A 17,398-nucleotide genomic window follows, 5' to 3' on the forward strand; every position below is an offset into this window, starting at 1 on the left:
ATGATGGGAGCAGTCGCTTCCCCTGGGTCCCTCGGGGGTCTTCCGCGCGTAACACGAGCGTAAAGAGCAGAGGTGAGACTGTCCCCATGGGCAAGCAGCAGCAGTTCGTGCTTCGGACGCTCGAAGAGCGTGACATCCGGTTCGTCCGGCTGTGGTTCACCGACGTGCTCGGGTTCCTGAAGTCGGTCGCGGTGGCACCGGCCGAGCTGGAACAGGCCTTCGAGGAAGGCATCGGCTTCGACGGGTCGGCGATCGAGGGCTTCGCCCGGGTGTACGAGTCCGACATGATCGCCAAGCCGGACCCGACCACCTTCCAGATCCTCCCGTGGCGCTCGGAGACGCCGGGCACCGCGCGGATGTTCTGCGACATCCTGATGCCGGACGGCTCGCCCTCCTTCGCCGACCCGCGCTTCGTGCTCAAGCGCACCCTGGAGAAGGCCTCCGAGCAGGGCTTCACGTTCTACACGCACCCGGAGATCGAGTTCTTCCTGCTGAAGAACCTGCCCGGCGACGGCACCCCGCCGATCCCCGCCGACCAGTCCGGGTACTTCGACCACACGCCGCGCGGCGTCGGCCACGACTTCCGTCGCCAGGCGATCACGATGCTGGAGTCGATGGGCATCTCGGTGGAGTTCTCCCACCACGAGGGCGCGCCCGGCCAGCAGGAGATCGACCTGCGCTACGCCGACGCGCTGTCGACGGCCGACAACATCATGACCTTCCGGCTGGTCATGAAGGAGGTCGCGCTGGAGCAGGGCGTGCACGCGAGCTTCATGCCGAAGCCGTTCTCGGACCACCCCGGTTCGGGCATGCACACCCACCTCTCGCTGTTCGAGGGCGACCGCAACGCGTTCCACGAGACCGGCGCCGAGTACCAGCTCTCCAAGGTCGGCCGCTCCTTCATCGCGGGACTGCTGAAGCACGCCGCCGAGACCGCCGCCGTCACCAACCAGTGGGTGAACTCCTACAAGCGCATCTGGGGCGGCTCCCAGCGCACCGCCGGCGCCGGCGGCGAGGCCCCGTCGTACATCTGCTGGGGCCACAACAACCGCTCGGCGCTGATCCGGGTGCCGATGTACAAGCCCGGCAAGCAGGGCTCGACCCGGGTCGAGGTCCGCTCGCTGGACACCGGCTGCAACCCGTACCTCGCCTACGCGGTGACGCTCGCGGCCGGCCTCAAGGGCATCGAGGAGGGCTACGAGCTCCCGCCCGGCGCCGACGACGACGTGTGGGCGCTCACCGACTCCGAGCGCCGCGCCCTGGGCATCCAGCCGATGCCGCAGAACCTCGGCGAAGCGATCGACCTGATGCAGCGCAGCGAGCTGGTCGCCGAGACGCTCGGCGAGCACGTCTTCGACTTCTTCCTGCGCAACAAGCGCCAGGAGTGGGAGGAGTACCGCTCCGAGGTCACCCCCTTCGAGCTGCGCAAGAACCTCCAGGTGCTCTGAACCGGCTCCCAGGCCCGCCCGGCGACCCACTGCCGGGCGGGCCTTCGCATGTTCCGGCGCGGCGGGTTACTGCATCCGGGGCGGTCCCGCCGCGCGGGCGTGTGTCGGCTTGCGGTGGCCGGGCGGGGCCGCTGGAGTGACGGCGATGGTCGGGCCGACGGCGTGAAGGAGGGCCGGGGTGGCGGAGCGGCGGAACGTCGGTGCGGTGGTGCGGGCGGGGGTTCGAGGGCTGGGCGACCTGCTGCTGACCCTGGGCGTGGTGGTGGTGCTGTTCGCGGCGTACTCGGTCTGGTGGACCGACCTGGTGGCGAACCGGGAGGCGGACGGGGCCGCGGCCCGGCTGCGCGGAGACTGGGCGGTCGCCGCGGCCCCGCCCGCCACGCCGGCGCCCGGGTCCGAGCCGGCGCCGGACCACGGCGATCTCGGGTTCCTGCACGTGCCGGCCCTCGGCCGGGACTACCAGGTGCTGATCAGGCTCGGCACGGACGACGAGACCCTGGCGGAGGGCGTGGCCGGCGCGTACACCGTGCCGCACCGTTCGGTACCGCCGTGGGAGGGCGAGGGGAACTTCGCCCTGGCGGCGCACCGGGACGGCCACGGGGCCAAGTTCCACGACCTGGACCGGGTGGGTCCGGGCGACGCCGTGGTCGTCGAGACCAGGACCCGCTGGTACGTCTACCGGGTCGACGGCGTCCTGCCGGAGACCTCCCCGGACGACGTGGGCGTGATCGCGCCGGTGCCCGTCGGCTCGCCCTACACCTCGCCGGGGCGCTACATCACGCTGACGACGTGCACGCCGGCCTACACCTCGCTCTACCGTCTGGTGGTCTGGGGGAGCCTGGTCCGGGAGGAGGCGATGACACCCGGGCGGGTGCTGCCGGCGGAGCTGCGCTGAGCGGCACCCCGCCCGGACCACGCGGTCAGCGTCCCTTCAGGGGACGGTCGACCTTCATCAGGTCGGTCTCCATGGTGACCGGGTCGGTGCGGGACGGCGGGGCGTGGAAGGTCCCGTCGCCGATCGAGAGGTTGAGGATCAGGTAGGCGGCGAAGTCCGGTCCGACGCCCGTCCCGTCGGACCAGACCGCGGTGAGCCGGTCCTGGGAGGGCCCGACGTACCAGGTGTCCGTGTCGGTGCCGAGCCTGACCGCCACGTACACCCAGCGTTCGGGGCCGATGTCCGGGCCGGAGTAGACGGTGCTGCTGGGGCGCAGGTGGTTGACGAACTCGATCCGGTCCGGGTGGTCGGCGTACCACTCGAACAGGTCGAGCTCGTGGCCGCCGTCCTGCCAGGTCCACAGGCAGGGCCAGGCACCGGTGTCCGCGGCGGGCAGCCGGACGTGGACCGTCACGAGGTCGCCGGTGCGGAGCCGGAACCCGCTGCCGCCGGAGTCGCAGGAGTCGCCGGTGGTCAGCAGGCCGGTGTTCCAGGAGCCGTCCTCCGGGTGGGTGGCGGTGATGGTCAGGTGCCCGGAGGCGGTGCTCAGCGCGTCGGTGGTCAGCCGATCCTGTTTCCAACTGTTCGGATTGTCGGTGCAGTTGGCATACGCGGCGGTCTTCCAGCCCCAGGACCGACCCGGTCCGACGTCGAGGGTGTCGAACCGTTCCAGCAGCACCGTGGTGTCCCGTACCGGCCGGGAGAGGGGGGCGGCCGACGACGGGGTGGCCGTGCATGTCGCGACGACCGTCACCGCCATCGCCATCAGTATTCGAAGATCCATGGCGTCAGGATCGCCGTCGGACGATCGGCCCGCGCAGTGGGTGGAGCCGTCCGGATGAATTCCTCGTTCCCGCCCCGGTTCGCCCGTCGCGGATTGGTGTGTTAATGCTGTGGACCGGCCCGGGCCGTGGTAGAAATCATGCGGGTTTTATGACGGTGGCCCAATGCTCGTTAATTCCCTCTGAATTCGCGAGTGAATTCACCGCAAGGGTTCGGACCAGCAGTGAGGAATATCTATGTACGGACTCGCTCATACCGGTGTCGCCTCGCTGGCATTGCTGGCGACCGGCGGTGCCGCCGCCGCGATCGGTGCGGCCGTGAAGTGGTTCGCCCGGCGGTGACCGAGTCGCTGACCGTGCTGATCCCGGCACACAACGAGGCGGACTTCATCGCTGACGCGGTGAAGTCCGCCTTCGCCCAGACGGTGGTGCCGCGCACCGTGCTGGTCATCGCGGACGCCTGCACCGACGACACGGCGGCGATCGCCGGGCGGTGCGGTGCCGAGGTGCTGGAGGTCGACCGGGGGAGCAAGCCGGAGGCGCTCAACCTCGCGCTCGCGCAGGTGACCACCGAGTTCGTGGCCCTGCTCGACGGGGACGGCTACTTCGCCTCCGACCGGGCGCTGGAGACGTGCCTGGAGCGGATGAACGCCAAGGACTACGGCGGCGTCTGCATGTCCGTCACGCCGCACAGCGTGAAGGGCGTGTTCCAGCGCTCCCGCATGATCGAGTGGGCGGCGGCGCACCGGATGTCCCGGACGGTGGAGTCCTGGCACGGCTGGGTCGCCGTGCTGTCCGGCTGTGCGGGCGTGTACCGCACGGAGGCGGTCCGGGCGGTCGGCGGCTGGTCCACCGACAGCCTCTGCGAGGACGTCGAACTCGCGCTCAAGATGAACCGGGCGGGGCGCAAGGCGGGCTTCGTGGCGGGCGCCTACGTGTGCGTGCGCGACCCGGGCAGCTGGTCCGTCTACTGGGCGCAGAGCCACCGCTGGGCGGCCGGCTGGGCGCAGGCGCTGTACAAGCACCGCGGGCTTTTCCTCCGTAGCTGGGGATTCGCTCGGGTATTCGGTGCCATGCTCGTGGACAGTGCCCTGATGGCCATTGGATACCTTTCGCTGCTCTACCAGCTGGCCACCAGGTTCACCCATTTCGACGCTTTCCGCTGGATGGGCGTCTGGTTCCTGATGATGGTCGCCCTGACCTTCGGGACGGCCGCCCTGCAGATCGGCGTCCGGCGGACGCTCACCTGCTATCCGGCATATCTCGTGGTGGGCACCATGGGAACCGTGGTTTCCCTTTGGGTGATGTTCCGGGAATGGGTGCTGGGCCGGCACCTGACCTCCTGGACCGGTCGCCAGGGGCGGCGGGTCGTCATCACCCGGATGTCGGAGCGCAGACGGCTCGGCCTCACCCTCGCGGGTGTCGGCGCGGGCCTTCTCGGCACGGCTTCCGGCACCCTGCTGAACCGCGACTCCCTGGTCCTGACCGGCACGGCCGCGAGCGGTTCGGTCCTGCTGGCGGCCGTGCTCTGGTACCTGGTGAACCGGACGCAGGAGCAAGCCTGACACCCTGACCCCACCCGCGCCACGGCCCCCGTGGCGCGGGTGGTCCGGCTCCTGGGAAGGTAGGTCCAGGGACCGCGCACCCGCGCGGGCGACCGGGCGGGCCGGGAGGGCATGGCGATGGCGATGGCGGAGGAGGGACAGCGAGCCGGGAGCCGGGTCAGCCGGCCGGAGATCCGGCTGGTGCGGCGCGGATTCACCGATCCCGCGCGGGCGGTCCGGCTGCTGGCGGGGCCGGGCCTGGAGGGCCTGGCCGACGACCCCGTCCTGCTGGACGCGCTCGGGACCACCGCCGACCCCGACCTCGCCCTGCTGGGCCTCGCCCGGCTGCTGGAGGCCGCCGACGAGGCCGACCGGCACACCCTGCGCGACACCCTCACCACCTCCAAGCCGCTGCGCGACCGCCTGCTCGGCGTCCTCGGCGCCTCCACCGCGCTCGGCGACCACCTCGCCCGGCACCCGCACGACTGGCACGCCCTGGTCACCTTCGAGCTGCGGGACATGCACCCCGGCCCGGAGGACTTCCGGCGGGCCCTCGCCGAGGGCGTCCGGACGGGCGCGGCCCGCAGCCCGGCCGACGCGCTGCGCGTCGCCTACCGCCGCTGCCTGCTCGCGATCGCCGCCCGCGACCTCTCCGGCACCACCGACCTCGCGCAGACCGCCGCCGAACTCGCCGACCTCGCCGGCGCCACCCTGCAGACCGCCCTCGACCTCGCCGCCGAGCAGGACCCGCAGGCCGCCGCGGCCTGCCGGCTCGCCGTCATCGGCATGGGCAAGTGCGGCGGGCGCGAGCTCAACTACGTCTCCGACGTGGACGTCATCTTCGTGGCCGAACCGCCCGACCGCGTCGACGGGCAAGGGGCCGTCGACGAGCACGAGGCCGTCAAGGCCGCCACCCGGCTGGCCGCCGCGCTCACCCGGCTCTGCTCGGACACCACCGGCGAGGGCACCATCTGGCCGGTGGACGCCAACCTCCGCCCCGAGGGCCGCAACGGCCCGCTGGTGCGCACCCTGGCCAGCCACGTCGCGTACTACCAGCGCTGGGCCAAGACCTGGGAGTTCCAGGCGCTGCTCAAGGCCCGCCCGGTGGCCGGCGACACCGAGCTCGGCGCCGCGTACGTGGACGCGCTGGCCCCGATGGTGTGGCAGGCCGCCACCCGGGAGAACTTCGTCGCCGACGTGCAGCAGATGCGCCGCCGGGTGATCGACTCCATCCCCGTGACCGAGGTCGACCGCCAGCTCAAGCTCGGCCCCGGCGGGCTGCGCGACATCGAGTTCTCCGTCCAGCTGCTCCAGCTCGTGCACGGCCGCACCGATCCGGCGCTGCGCAGCGGCAACACCCTGGAGGCGCTGGCTGCGCTCTCCCGCGGCGGGTACGTCGGCCGGGCCGACGCCGCCTCGCTGGACACCGCCTACCGCTTCCTGCGCTCGCTGGAGCACCGCATCCAGCTGCACCGGCTGCGCCGCACCCACCTCATGCCGACCGGCGAGGAGGACCTGCGCCGGCTGGCCCGCTCGCTCGCCGGGCTGATCAACGGCGACACCCGCACCGACCCGGTCGCCGCGCTGCAGCGCGAGTGGAAGCGGCACGCCGTCGAGGTCCGGCGGCTGCACGAGAAGCTGTTCTACCGCCCGCTGCTCGACGCCGTCGCCGAACTGCCGCCCGGCGCGGCCGGGTTGACCCCGGACGCGGCCCGGGCCCGGCTGGAGGCGCTCGGCTACGCCGACCCGGCCGCCGCGCTGCGCCACCTCACCGCACTCGCCTCCGGGGTCAGCCGCAAGGCGGCGATCCAGCGCACGCTGCTGCCGGTGATGCTCGGCTGGTTCGCCGACTCGGCCGACCCGGACGCCGGACTGCTCAACTTCCGCCAGGTCTCCGACGCGCTCGGGCGCACCCCCTGGTACCTGCGCCTGCTGCGCGACGAGAGCGCCGCCGCCGAGCACCTGGCCCGGGTGCTGTCGGCCGGGCGGCTCGCCCCCGACCTGCTGCTGCGCGCACCCGAGGCGGTGGCCATGCTGGGCGACCCGCAGGGCCTGGAACCGCGCCGCCGGGCCGCCCTGGAGCAGGAGATACTGGCCGCCGTCGGCCGCGCCGGGAGCACCGCCGCGGCCGTCGCCGCCGCCCGTTCGGTGCGCCGCCGCGAGCTGTTCCGCACGGCCGCCGCGGACGTCCTCGGCCGCCTCGGCGACGACCCCGCCGAGGCCCTGGACACCGCGGGCGAGGCGCTCACCGCCCTCAACGCCGCCACCCTGCAGGGCGCGCTGCGGGCCTGCGTCGCCGGCTGGGAGGCCGAGCACGGGGACCTGCCCACCCGGATCGCCGTCATCGCGATGGGCCGGTTCGGCGGCCACGAACTGGGCTACGGCTCGGACGCGGACGTGCTCTTCGTCCACGAGCCCCTGCTCGGCTCGCTGGACCAGGACGCCGCCAAGGCCGCCCAGGCGGTCTGCAACGAGCTGCGCACGCTGCTCGCGGCGCCGTCCACCGAGCCCCCGCTGCTGGTCGACGCCGACCTGCGGCCCGAGGGGCGCAGCGGCCCGCTGGTGCGCACCCTCGCCTCGTACGCGGCGTACTACCGCCGGTGGTCGCACGCGTGGGAGAGCCAGGCGCTGCTGCGCGCCGAGCCGGTGGCCGGGGACGAGGAGCTCGGCGCGCGGTTCCGCCGGCTGATCGACCCGCTGCGCTACCCCGGCGACGGGGTGCCGGAGCGGGACCTCCTGGAGATCCGCCGGATCAAGGCCCGGATCGAGGCCGAGCGGCTGCCGCGCGGCGCCGACCCGACCACGCACACCAAGATCGGCCGTGGCGGGCTGGCGGACGTCGAGTGGACCGTCCAGCTGTTCCAGCTCCAGCACGGGCACGAGCTGCCGGGGCTGCGCACCACCCGGACCCGTGCGGCGCTGGCCGCCGCGGCCGGGGCCGGGCTGATCGGCGAGGAGGACGCGGCCGTGCTGGACGCGGCCTGGGTGCTGGCCTCCCGGGTGCGCGCGGCGGTGATGCTGGTGCGCGGCCGGCCGGGGGACAGCTTCCCCGGGGAGGCCAGGGAGCTGTCCGGGGTGGCGCGCTACCTCGGGTACGGCGCCGGGCACAGCGGGGAGCTGGTGGACGACTACCGGCGGACGACCCGGCGGGCCCGGGCGGTCGTGGAGCGGCTGTTCTACGGCTGAGCCGGGTGGGCCGGGCTGAGCCGGGGTGGGCCGGAAACGCGGGAGGGGCCCCTCGCGGGGCCCCTCCGTACGTCTCTTCGCGGTCTAGCGGCGGCCGCTGCCGACGGCCGGCTCGCTCCACTGCTCGGGGACGGTGATCGGCTCCTCGGCCGTCTCCCGGGCGGGCACCCGCGGCAGCTTGTAGACCCACTCCTGGTAGATCCAGCGGGCGGCGAGGAAGCCCACCGTCAGGCAGATCTCGCCGCCGACGGCGTCCATCCAGAAGTGGTTGGCGGTCGAGATGATGACCACCAGCGTGGCCAGCGGGTACATCAGGCCGAGCACCCGGACCCACGTCCGGCGGGCCAGGAAGAAGATCGCCAGACCGCACCACATCGACCAGCCGATGTGCATCGAGGGCATGGCCGCGTACTGGTTGGAGACGTGCGCGGCGGGTCCGGAGGCCATCGAGCCCCAGGTGCCGTGGGCCTTCACGGTGTCGATGAAGCCGCCGTCGGTCATCAGCCGCGGCGGGGCCAGCGGGAAGAAGTAGAAGCCGACGAGGGCGATCCCGGTGGTGACGAACAGTACCGTGCGGGCGGCGACGTAGCGGCCGGGGTGGCTGCGGTAGAGCCAGACCAGCACGCCGATCGTGATGACGAAGTGCAGCGTCGCGTAGTAGTAGTTCATGCCCGTGATGAGCCAGCCGACGCCGTCCACGGCGTGGTTGACCGAGCGCTCGACCGCGACGCCGAGGTTCTGCTCCAGGTCCCAGATCCAGCGGGCGTGCTTCTGGGCTATCGCCGCCTGCTCCGGAACGGCGTTCCGGACGATCGAGTACAGCCAGTAGCTGATGCCGATCAGGGCGAGCTCGAACCAGATCCGCGGCCGGGCCGGCGAGCGGCGCTGGTCGCGGACGCGGTCGCGCAGGGCGGCGGTGCGCGAGCGGACGGCCCGGGTGGCTCCGTCGGGGCCGCCGGACGGGGCCTGGCGTGCTCCGGAACCACCACCGTGCGCCTGGTCGGCGCGCCGCGCGCCGGCTTGCTGGATCTCGGTCGGTTCCCCCATGGACGAGAAGTCTGCCAGACGTCCCGTAGCCGTCCGCTCATCCTCTGGAAGTGGATTCTTCACCGGCTGTCCCCCTTGAGGGTTAGGGGGCGACTCCCACCGGGGTAGGGGGTGAGGTCGGGTCTGGTGCTTACCGGTGGGACTGGCATACGTCCCATTGTCACGCCGACCGGTGCGGGGCGCGCAATCGGGGTGCCCGAGGCGTGCGCGGATCGGTCGTGCGCTGCACTTTCCCGGCACGAAACCGTTTCTGCATCTTGCTGAAACATATTGCAGGCCGCTAGCTTCCAGGGAACTCGACCGCCCCTTCCCCCTAAGGGAGCCCTCAGTGGCCGATACGCCGCTCAGCCCCCGGCGGAGCACCCCACGACGCAGACCCGGCCGCACGGCCGTCCTGCTCGCCGCCGCACTGACCGCCGCCACCCTCGGCGGCGCCCCCGCGGCCCTCGCCGCCGCCCCGCCCGCCCCGCCGTCGGACGCCGCACTGGCGGCCACCGCCGGGCGGCACGACCTCACCCGCGAGCAGTACTACTTCGTCCTGCCCGACCGCTTCGCCAACGGCGACCAGGCCAACGACACCGGCGGCATCACGGGCGGGCGGCTGGACAACGGCTTCGACCCCGCCGACAAGGGCTTCTACCACGGCGGCGACCTGGCCGGCCTGATCCAGAAGCTCGACTACATCCAGAACCTCGGCACCACCGCGATCTGGATGGCGCCGATCTTCAAGAACAAGCCCGTGCAGGGCACGGGGGACCAGGCGTCCGCCGGCTACCACGGCTACTGGATCACCGACTTCACCCAGGTCGACCCGCACTTCGGTACCAACGACCAGCTGAAGGAGCTGATAGCCAAGGCGCACGCCCGCGGCATCAAGGTCTTCTTCGACGTCATCACCAACCACACCGCCGACGTCATCGACGACGCCGAGCAGCAGCACGCCTACCGCTCGACCGGCGCCTACCCGACGCTCGACGCCGACGGCAACCCGGTCGACGAGACGGCCGTGGCCGACAGCGGAGCCCCCTGGCCGAAGATCACCAAGGACTCCTTCCCCTACACCCCGGTCTTCCGCACCCCCGCCGACGCGACCGCCAAGAGCCCGTCCTGGCTCAACGACCCGTCGCTCTACCACAACCGCGGCGACTCGACCTTCGTCGGCGAGTCCGCGACCGAGGGCGACTTCAGCGGGCTCGACGACCTCGACACCCAGAACCCCCGCGTGGTGAAGGGCTTCGAGAAGGTCTACGAGCAGTGGGTGAAGGACGCCGGCGTGGACGGCTTCCGGATCGACACCGTCAAGCACGTCAACATGGCCTTCTGGCAGCAGTGGGCGCCGGCGCTCAAGGACTTCGCCGCCAAGCAGGGCAACAAGAAGTTCTTCATGTTCGGCGAGGTCTACTCCGGCGACCCAGCGGTCACCTCGCCGTACGTCACCAAGGGCCGGCTCCAGGCCACGCTCGACTTCCCGTTCCAGGGCGCCGCGCGCTCGTACGTCTCGCAGGGCGGCTCGGCGAAGAACCTCGCCGACGTCTACGGCCAGGACTACCGCTACACCAGCGCCGACACCGACGCGTACGAGCTGCCGACCTTCCTCGGCAACCACGACATGGGCCGCTTCGGCTCCTTCCTCCTCGCCGACAACCCGGGCGCCGACGACACCACCCTCCTGAAGAAGGACCGGCTCGGCAACGAGCTTCAGTTCCTCACCCGCGGGCAGCCCGTCGTCTACTACGGCGACGAGCAGGGCTTCACCGGCGCGGGCGGCGACAAGGACGCCCGGCAGGACATGTTCGCCTCGCGGACGGCGTCCTACAACGCCGACCGCGTGCTCGGCGGCGCCCCTGGACCGGCTGACCGGTACGGGCAGGGCGGCGAGCTCTACCAGGGCATCGCCGGCCTCGCCAAGCTGCGCCGCGACAACCCGGCGCTCGCCGACGGCGCCCAGATCGAGCGGTACGCCGCCGACGGCGCGGGCGTGTACGCGTTCTCCCGGATCGACGCCGGGCAGCAGGTCGAGTACCTGGTGGCGGTCAACAACGCCACCGAGGCGAAGACGGTCACCCTGGACACGTTCTCCGCCGGGATGGGCTTCGACCGCATCTACCCGTCGGCGGGGGAGCACCTGACCAGCGGCGCCGACCGCAAGGCGACCGTCACCGTGCCCGCGCTGTCGTCCGTCGTCTACAAGGCGGGCGCCAGGCTCGCGCCGGTCGCCGCCGCGCCGCAGCTCTCGGTGCAGCCGCCCGCGGACGGCTCGACCGGGCTCGTGACGATCGGCGCGAAGACGGACGGCGGCTTCAACCGCGTCACGTTCACCGGGCAGATCGGCGACGGGCCCTGGCAGACGCTCGGCACCGCCGACACCGGGAAGTACGCCGTCACCCAGGACCTGAGCGCCGTCGCCCCCGGCACGGTCGTCCGCTACAAGGCCGTCGTGCAGGACTCCAGTGGGCACCTGCGCTCCGCCACCGCGAGCTTCACCACCGGCACCCCGGCGCCCAAGCCCGTACCCACGGCCACCGCGCGCCCGTACGCCGTCGTGCACTACAACCGGCCGGACGGGAACTACGACGGCTGGAACCTCTACGCCTGGGGCGACCTCGCGGACGGCGAGTCGACCCAGTGGCCGGCCGGGCACGGCTTCACCGGCCGGGACGCGTACGGCGCCTTCGCGTACGTGCGGCTCAAGCCGGGCGCCTCGGACGTCGGGTTCATCGTCGAGAAGGACGGCGTCAAGGACGTCGACGCCGACCGGCACGTCGACGTGGGCAGCACCGGCGAGGTCTGGGTCAAGCAGGGCGACCCGGCGGTGCGGACCACCGACCCCGGCCCGACGAGCACCCCGCCGGCCGGCACCGCCGTCATCCACTACAACCGGGCCGACGGCGCCTACGACGGCTGGGGCCTGCACGACTGGACCGGCGCCGCGAACCCCACCGACTGGGGCAAACCGCTGATGCCGGCCCGCCGCGACGCCTTCGGCGACGTCTTCGAGGTGCCCCTCGCCCCCGGGGCGACCAGCCTCAGCTACATCCTCCACAACGGCAACGACAAGGACCTCCCGGGCGACCAGTCGCTGGACTTCGCGCTCAACGGCCGGGAAGTGTGGATCCTCGGCGGCCGCGAGGGCTACCTCCTGCCCCAGAACGCCGCCGCCTCCTCGCAGTTGGACCCCGGCACCGCCAAGGCGCAGTGGATCGACGCGAAGACCGTCGTCGTCCCCGCGAACTACGGCGCCGCCGACGCGGCGCTCGCCGGCGGCACCAGCGCCCAGCTCGTCTACGACCCCGCGGGCGGCATCCGCGCCGACAAGGGCGTGCTGACCAAGCCGGGCAAGTGGATCCGGCTCACCCCCGCCCAGGGCGGGCTGACCGACGTGCAGAAGGCCGAGTTCCCGCACCTGGCGGGCTACCGGGCCTTCACCGTGGACGCCCGGGACGCCGCGCGCGTGCCCGCCGCGCTGCGCAGCCAGCTGCTGTTCACCGAACACCTGCCGAGCGGGGCCGCGTTGGCCGCGACCGGCGTGCAGATCCCGGGCGTGCTGGACGACTTGTACGCGGGGAAGGCCGGCCGGGTGGACTTCGGCCCGGCCTACTACGACGGCAAGGTCGCGCTGTCCGTGTGGGCGCCGACCGCGCAGGACGTGTCCGTCCAGGTCTTCGACAGCGCCACCGGGGGCACGCCCAGGACGCTGCCGCTGAAGCCGGACGACGAGACCGGTGTGTGGGAAGTCGTCCGCGACAAGGCCGAGTTGGACGGCAAGTACTACCTGTACCAGGTGAAGGTCTGGGCGCCCTCGGTGCAGCAGACCGTCGTCAACACCGTCACCGACCCGTACTCGGTCGCGCTGTCCGCCGACTCCAGGCGCAGCCTGGTGGCGAACCTCGACGCCAAGGAGCTCAAGCCCGAGGGCTGGGAGGACCAGAACGTCCCGGCGGCCGTCCCGCCGGCGAAGCAGCGGATCCAGGAGCTGCACGTCCGCGACTTCTCGGTCGAGGACGCCACCGTCCCCGCCGCCGAGCGCGGCACCTACCTGGCGTTCACCGAGTCGAACTCGGCCGGGATGCAGCACCTGCGCGACCTCGCCAAGGCCGGTGTGACCACGGTCCACCTGCTGCCGACCTTCGACATCGCGTCCATCCCGAAGGACAAGGCCGGGCAGAAGCTGCCGCCCTGCGACCTCAAGTCCCTTCCGCCGGACGGCCCGAAGCAGCAGGAGTGCGTGGCCGCCGTCGCCGCGGACGACGCGTACAACTGGGGGTACGACCCGCTGCACTACAACGTGCCGGAGGGCACGTACGCCACGGACCCGACCGGGACCGCCCGCACGGTGCAGTTCCGGCGGATGGTGCAGGCCATGCACGAGGCCGGGCTGCGCGTCGTGCTGGACGTCGTCTTCAACCACACCGCCGCCAGCGGCCAGGACGGGAACTCGGTGCTGGACCGGGTGGTGCCCGGCTACTACCAGCGGCTGGACGCCAACGGCAAGGTGACGACGGACAGTTGCTGCTCCGACACCGCGCCCGAGCACGCCATGATGAACCGGCTCGTCGTCGACTCGGTCACGCTGTGGGCGCGCGAGTACCGCGTCGACGGCTTCCGCTTCGACCTGATGGGCCTCGACCCGAAGTCGACCATGCTCGACGTGCAGGCCGCGCTGCGGAAGATGACGCCGGACTCGGACGGCGTCGACGGGAAGAACGTCTTCCTGTACGGCGAGGGCTGGAACTTCGGCACGGTGGCCAACGACGCCCGGTTCGTCCAGGCCACCCAGGCCAACATGGCCGGCACCGGCATCGCGACCTTCGACGACCGGATGCGCGACGCCGCCCGCGGCGGCAACTTCATGCTCGGCTCCGCGCCGCAGCAGGGCTTCGCCTCGGGCCTGTACACCGACCCGAACGGCTCGCCCGCCAACGGCACCCCCGACCAGCAGAAGGCCCGGCTCCTGCACGAGATGGACCAGCTGAAGGTCGGGCTGACCGGCAACCTGGCCGGCTACGCGTTCACCGACAGCTCCGGCAAGGCCGTCACCGGCGCCCAGGTCGACTACAACGGCGCCCCGACCGGGTACGCGAGCAGGCCGGGCGAGGCGGTGGAGTACGTGGACGCCCACGACAACACCGACCTGTTCGACGCCCTCGCCTACAAGCTGCCCACCGGCACCGCCCCCGCCGACCGGGCCCGGATGCAGGCGCTCGGGCTCTCGCTCACCGCGCTCACCCAGGGCGCCGGCTTCGCCCAGGCGGGCAGCGACCTGCTGCGCTCGAAGTCGCTCGACTCGAACTCCTACAACTCGGGCGACTGGTTCAATGCGATCCACTGGAGTGCCGCGGACGGCAACGGCTGGGGCCGCGGCCTGCCGATGGCGGCGGACAACAAGGAGCTCTGGCCGACGGCCCAATCGCTCCTGGCCAACCCGAAGCTGACCGTCGGCGCGGACGACATCCGGGCGACCACGGCGCAGTTCCAGGACTTCCTGCGGATCAAGCGGTCCTCGCCGCTGTTCTCCCTGCCGACCCTCGCCGACGTCCAGCAGCGGCTGTCCTACCCGCTCTCCGGCACCGCCGCCGAGGCGCCCGGGGTGATCACCCTGCACCTGGACGGCACCGGTCTGGCCGGCGCCGAGAAGGGTGTCACCGTGGTCTTCAACGCCACGCCCACGGCGCAGAGCCAGACGGTGTCCGCCCTGACGGGGACGGCCCAGGCGCTGCACCCCGTCCAGGCGGGCGGCGCGGACCCGGTGGTCAAGCAGTCCGGCTTCGACGCCGCGACCGGCACGTTCACCGTGCCCGGCCGCACCGTGGCGGTGTTCGTCCAGGGCTGACGACCTCCGACTCCCGGGCCCGGTACCGCCGTTGTGGCGGTGCCGGGCCCGGGTCCGTTCGGGGTCCGTACCGGGCTCGTGCCGGGTTCGTTCCCGGGGCCGCTCGAAATGGCCGGAACCGCGCGGTGGCACGGCCGGAATGGTGACGTGTCGGGCCCCGCGGACGCTGCGCCCCGGCCGGGCGGTCCGACGTCGGCCTGAGCGCTGGTCAGTGCCGGTGCGGGGGACCCGAACAATTTGGCGCTCATGAAAACCGTTGTTGTAAGTGCCTTTACCTGTAACGCGGTTGAAGCACTTGGCGATTGCCCGGTGCGGACTCGAATCGGCCAAACCATGGCATGCATCTGTCATTAACGGCTCATTTGCTGCCACGATTCCCCCTGCTGCGGACGAGGGACCCCCAACTCTCCCTCCCCGCGGCGGCTTTCCCCGTGCGCACCTCTGCACGCACCGCACACCTGCACTCCTCTGCACCTGACTCTGTGAGCACCGCTGCACCCCTGGCGCACACCGCCGCCGGGGGCCCCCACTGCGCCGCAACCCCGCGGCCCAGGTCGCCCTCCACCGTGCGCACACCCGCGCCGGTCGGTTAAGGAGTCCGCATGTCCCGCTACGCCCACGCCCGGAAGGCGGCGGTCGTCATGGCCGCCACCACCGCGCTGCTGGTGACCGGCATCCCGGTCATCGCCCAGGCGGCCGCCCCCGACGCGCCGACGGTCGTCGCCCAGCAGCTCTCCGCCCGTGCGGAGCTCCTCTCGTCGGCGAACCAGCAGGCCGCGAGCCTCGCCCAGAGCATCGGGCTGAGCGGCCAGGAGAAGCTCGTCGCCAAGGACGCCGTCCAGGACACCAACGGCGACCGCCACCTGCGGTACGAGCGCACCTACGCCGGCCTCCCGGTCCTCGGCGGCGACCTGGTCGTCCACCAGACCGCGGCCGGCGCCACGAAGGGCGTGACCAAGGCCAGCGACGCCGTCCTGGCGGGCCTGGACACCACCCCCGCGCTCGCCGCGCCGAAGGCCCAGGAGAGCGCGCTGGCCGCCGAGTCGGGCGCCGCGCTGCAGGCCGCACCGCGCCTGGTGGTCTTCGCCGCCAAGGGCACCCCGCGGCTCGCGTACGAGACCGTCGTCACCGGCAAGGGCGACGACGGCACGCCGAGCCGCCTGCACGTCGTCACCGACGCGGCGACCGGCGAGGTGCTCGGCAAGAACGAGACCATCGAGACCGGCACCGGCACCGGCGTGTACGTCGGCAACGTGCCGCTCACCACGACCCAGAGCGGCGGGCAGTACCAGCTCAAGGACGGCACCCGCGGCGGCCAGTACACGACCAACATGAGCAACGGCACGTCCGGCAACGGCACGCTGTACGCCAAGTCCACCGACACGTGGGGCAACGGCCAGGCCAGCAACGGCGAGTCCGCGGCCGTGGACGCCCAGTACGGCGTCGCCGCGACCTGGGACTTCTACAAGAGCGCCTTCAACCGCAACGGCATCCGCAACGACGGTGTCGGCGCGTACAGCCGCGTCCACTACGACAACAACTACGTGAACGCGTTCTGGGACGACTCCTGCTTCTGCATGACCTACGGGGACGGCTCCGGCAACACCCACCCGCTCACCGCGCTCGACGTGGCCGGCCACGAGATGACGCACGGCGTCACCGCCGCGACCGCCGCGCTCAACTACTCCGGTGAGTCCGGCGGCCTCAACGAGGCCACCTCCGACATCATGGGCAAGATGGTCGAGTGGAACGCCAACCTGGCCTCCACCCCGCCGAACTACTTCATCGGCATCCAGCTCAACATCAACGGCAACGGCACCCCGCTGCGCTACATGGACCAGCCCTCCAAGGACGGCTCCTCGGCGGACTCGTGGTACTCGGGCGTCGGCAACCTGGACGTCCACTACTCGTCCGGCGTCGCGAACCACTTCTTCTACCTGCTGTCGGAGGGCAGCGGCGCGAAGAGCATCAACGGGTTCAACTACAACAGCCCGACGGCCAACAACGTCACGGTCGCGGGCATCGGCCGGGACAAGGCCAAGCAGATCTGGTACAAGGCGCTCACCGCCTACATGACCTCGACCACCGACTACGCCGCCGCGCGCACGGCGACGGTCAGCGCGGCCACCGACCTCTACGGCGCGAACAGCAACGAGGTCTACCAGGTGGGCCTCGCGTGGGCGGGCGTCAACGTCGGCCAGGTGCCGCCGAACCCGGGCGGCGTCAGCGTCACCAACCCGGGCAGCCAGTCCACCGCGCTGAACGGCTCGGTGAACCTGCAGATCCAGGCCTCGGGCGGCACCGCGCCGCTGTCGTACGCCGCCACCGGCCTGCCCACCGGCCTGTCGATCAACTCCTCGACCGGTGTGATCTCCGGCACGGCCTCCACCGCGGGCAACTACAACACGACCGTCACGGTCACCGACGCGGGCGGCAAGACCGCGACGACCAGCTTCTCCTGGGCCGTCTCCGGCGGTGGCGGCGGCTGCACGCCGACGCAGCTGCTGGGCAACGCGGGCTTCGAGACGGGTTCGGCGGCGCCGTGGACGGCGTCGAGCGGTGTGATCGACAACAGCGCGTCGCAGGCGGCGCACGGCGGCAGCTGGAAGGCGTGGCTGGACGGCTAC

Annotated in this window: 8 protein-coding genes; 6 read left to right on the top strand and 2 right to left on the bottom strand. The window is 72.1% G+C overall.

Annotated elements, in window-relative coordinates:
- Positions 1 to 86 precede the first annotated feature (86 nt).
- Together ACFV4G_RS23475 and ACFV4G_RS23480 are read left to right on the top strand one after the other, a co-directional pair.
- On the top strand, positions 87 to 1,448 hold the full coding sequence (locus ACFV4G_RS23475; protein WP_380443451.1) for a glutamine synthetase family protein: 1,362 nt from the start codon (positions 87 to 89) through the stop codon (positions 1,446 to 1,448).
- A 178-nt stretch (positions 1,449 to 1,626) separates the two neighbouring features.
- Entirely contained in the window at positions 1,627 to 2,343 is a 717-nt protein-coding gene (locus ACFV4G_RS23480) for a class E sortase (protein ID WP_380443453.1), read from the top strand.
- 25 nt (positions 2,344 to 2,368) lie between these two features.
- Here ACFV4G_RS23480 and ACFV4G_RS23485 read toward each other — a convergent pair whose 3' ends face one another.
- The gene (locus ACFV4G_RS23485) at positions 2,369 to 3,166 is read right to left on the bottom strand and encodes a beta-glucanase (RefSeq protein WP_380443455.1); all 798 of its coding nucleotides are present in this window, start codon (positions 3,164 to 3,166) and stop codon (positions 2,369 to 2,371) included.
- Between the two features lie 336 nt (positions 3,167 to 3,502).
- On the opposite strand from ACFV4G_RS23485, the gene ACFV4G_RS23490 reads away from it, so the two are divergent.
- Both ACFV4G_RS23490 and ACFV4G_RS23495 read left to right on the top strand, forming a co-directional pair.
- Entirely contained in the window at positions 3,503 to 4,729 is a 1,227-nt protein-coding gene (locus ACFV4G_RS23490) for a glycosyltransferase (protein WP_380443457.1), read from the top strand.
- 117 nt (positions 4,730 to 4,846) lie between these two features.
- Entirely contained in the window at positions 4,847 to 7,894 is a 3,048-nt protein-coding gene (locus ACFV4G_RS23495) for a bifunctional [glutamine synthetase] adenylyltransferase/[glutamine synthetase]-adenylyl-L-tyrosine phosphorylase (protein ID WP_380443465.1), read from the top strand.
- Positions 7,895 to 7,978: 84 nt separating this feature from the next.
- Here ACFV4G_RS23495 and ACFV4G_RS23500 read toward each other — a convergent pair whose 3' ends face one another.
- On the bottom strand, positions 7,979 to 8,941 hold the full coding sequence (locus tag ACFV4G_RS23500; protein ID WP_380443459.1) for a phosphatase PAP2 family protein: 963 nt from the start codon (positions 8,939 to 8,941) through the stop codon (positions 7,979 to 7,981).
- Positions 8,942 to 9,269: 328 nt separating this feature from the next.
- Here ACFV4G_RS23500 and pulA point away from each other — a divergent pair, with 328 nt between their 5' ends.
- Together pulA and ACFV4G_RS23510 are read left to right on the top strand one after the other, a co-directional pair.
- A complete protein-coding gene (gene pulA / locus ACFV4G_RS23505; RefSeq protein ID WP_380443461.1) occupies positions 9,270 to 14,771 on the top strand; it encodes a pullulanase-type alpha-1,6-glucosidase in 5,502 nt (1,833 codons plus the stop codon).
- A 602-nt stretch (positions 14,772 to 15,373) separates the two neighbouring features.
- The coding region (locus ACFV4G_RS23510; RefSeq protein WP_380443463.1) for a M4 family metallopeptidase at positions 15,374 to 17,398 on the top strand (2,025 nt) is incomplete at its 3' end.

The organism is Kitasatospora sp. NPDC059747 (genome assembly GCF_042732955.1).
Lineage (GTDB): Bacteria > Actinomycetota > Actinomycetes > Streptomycetales > Streptomycetaceae > Kitasatospora.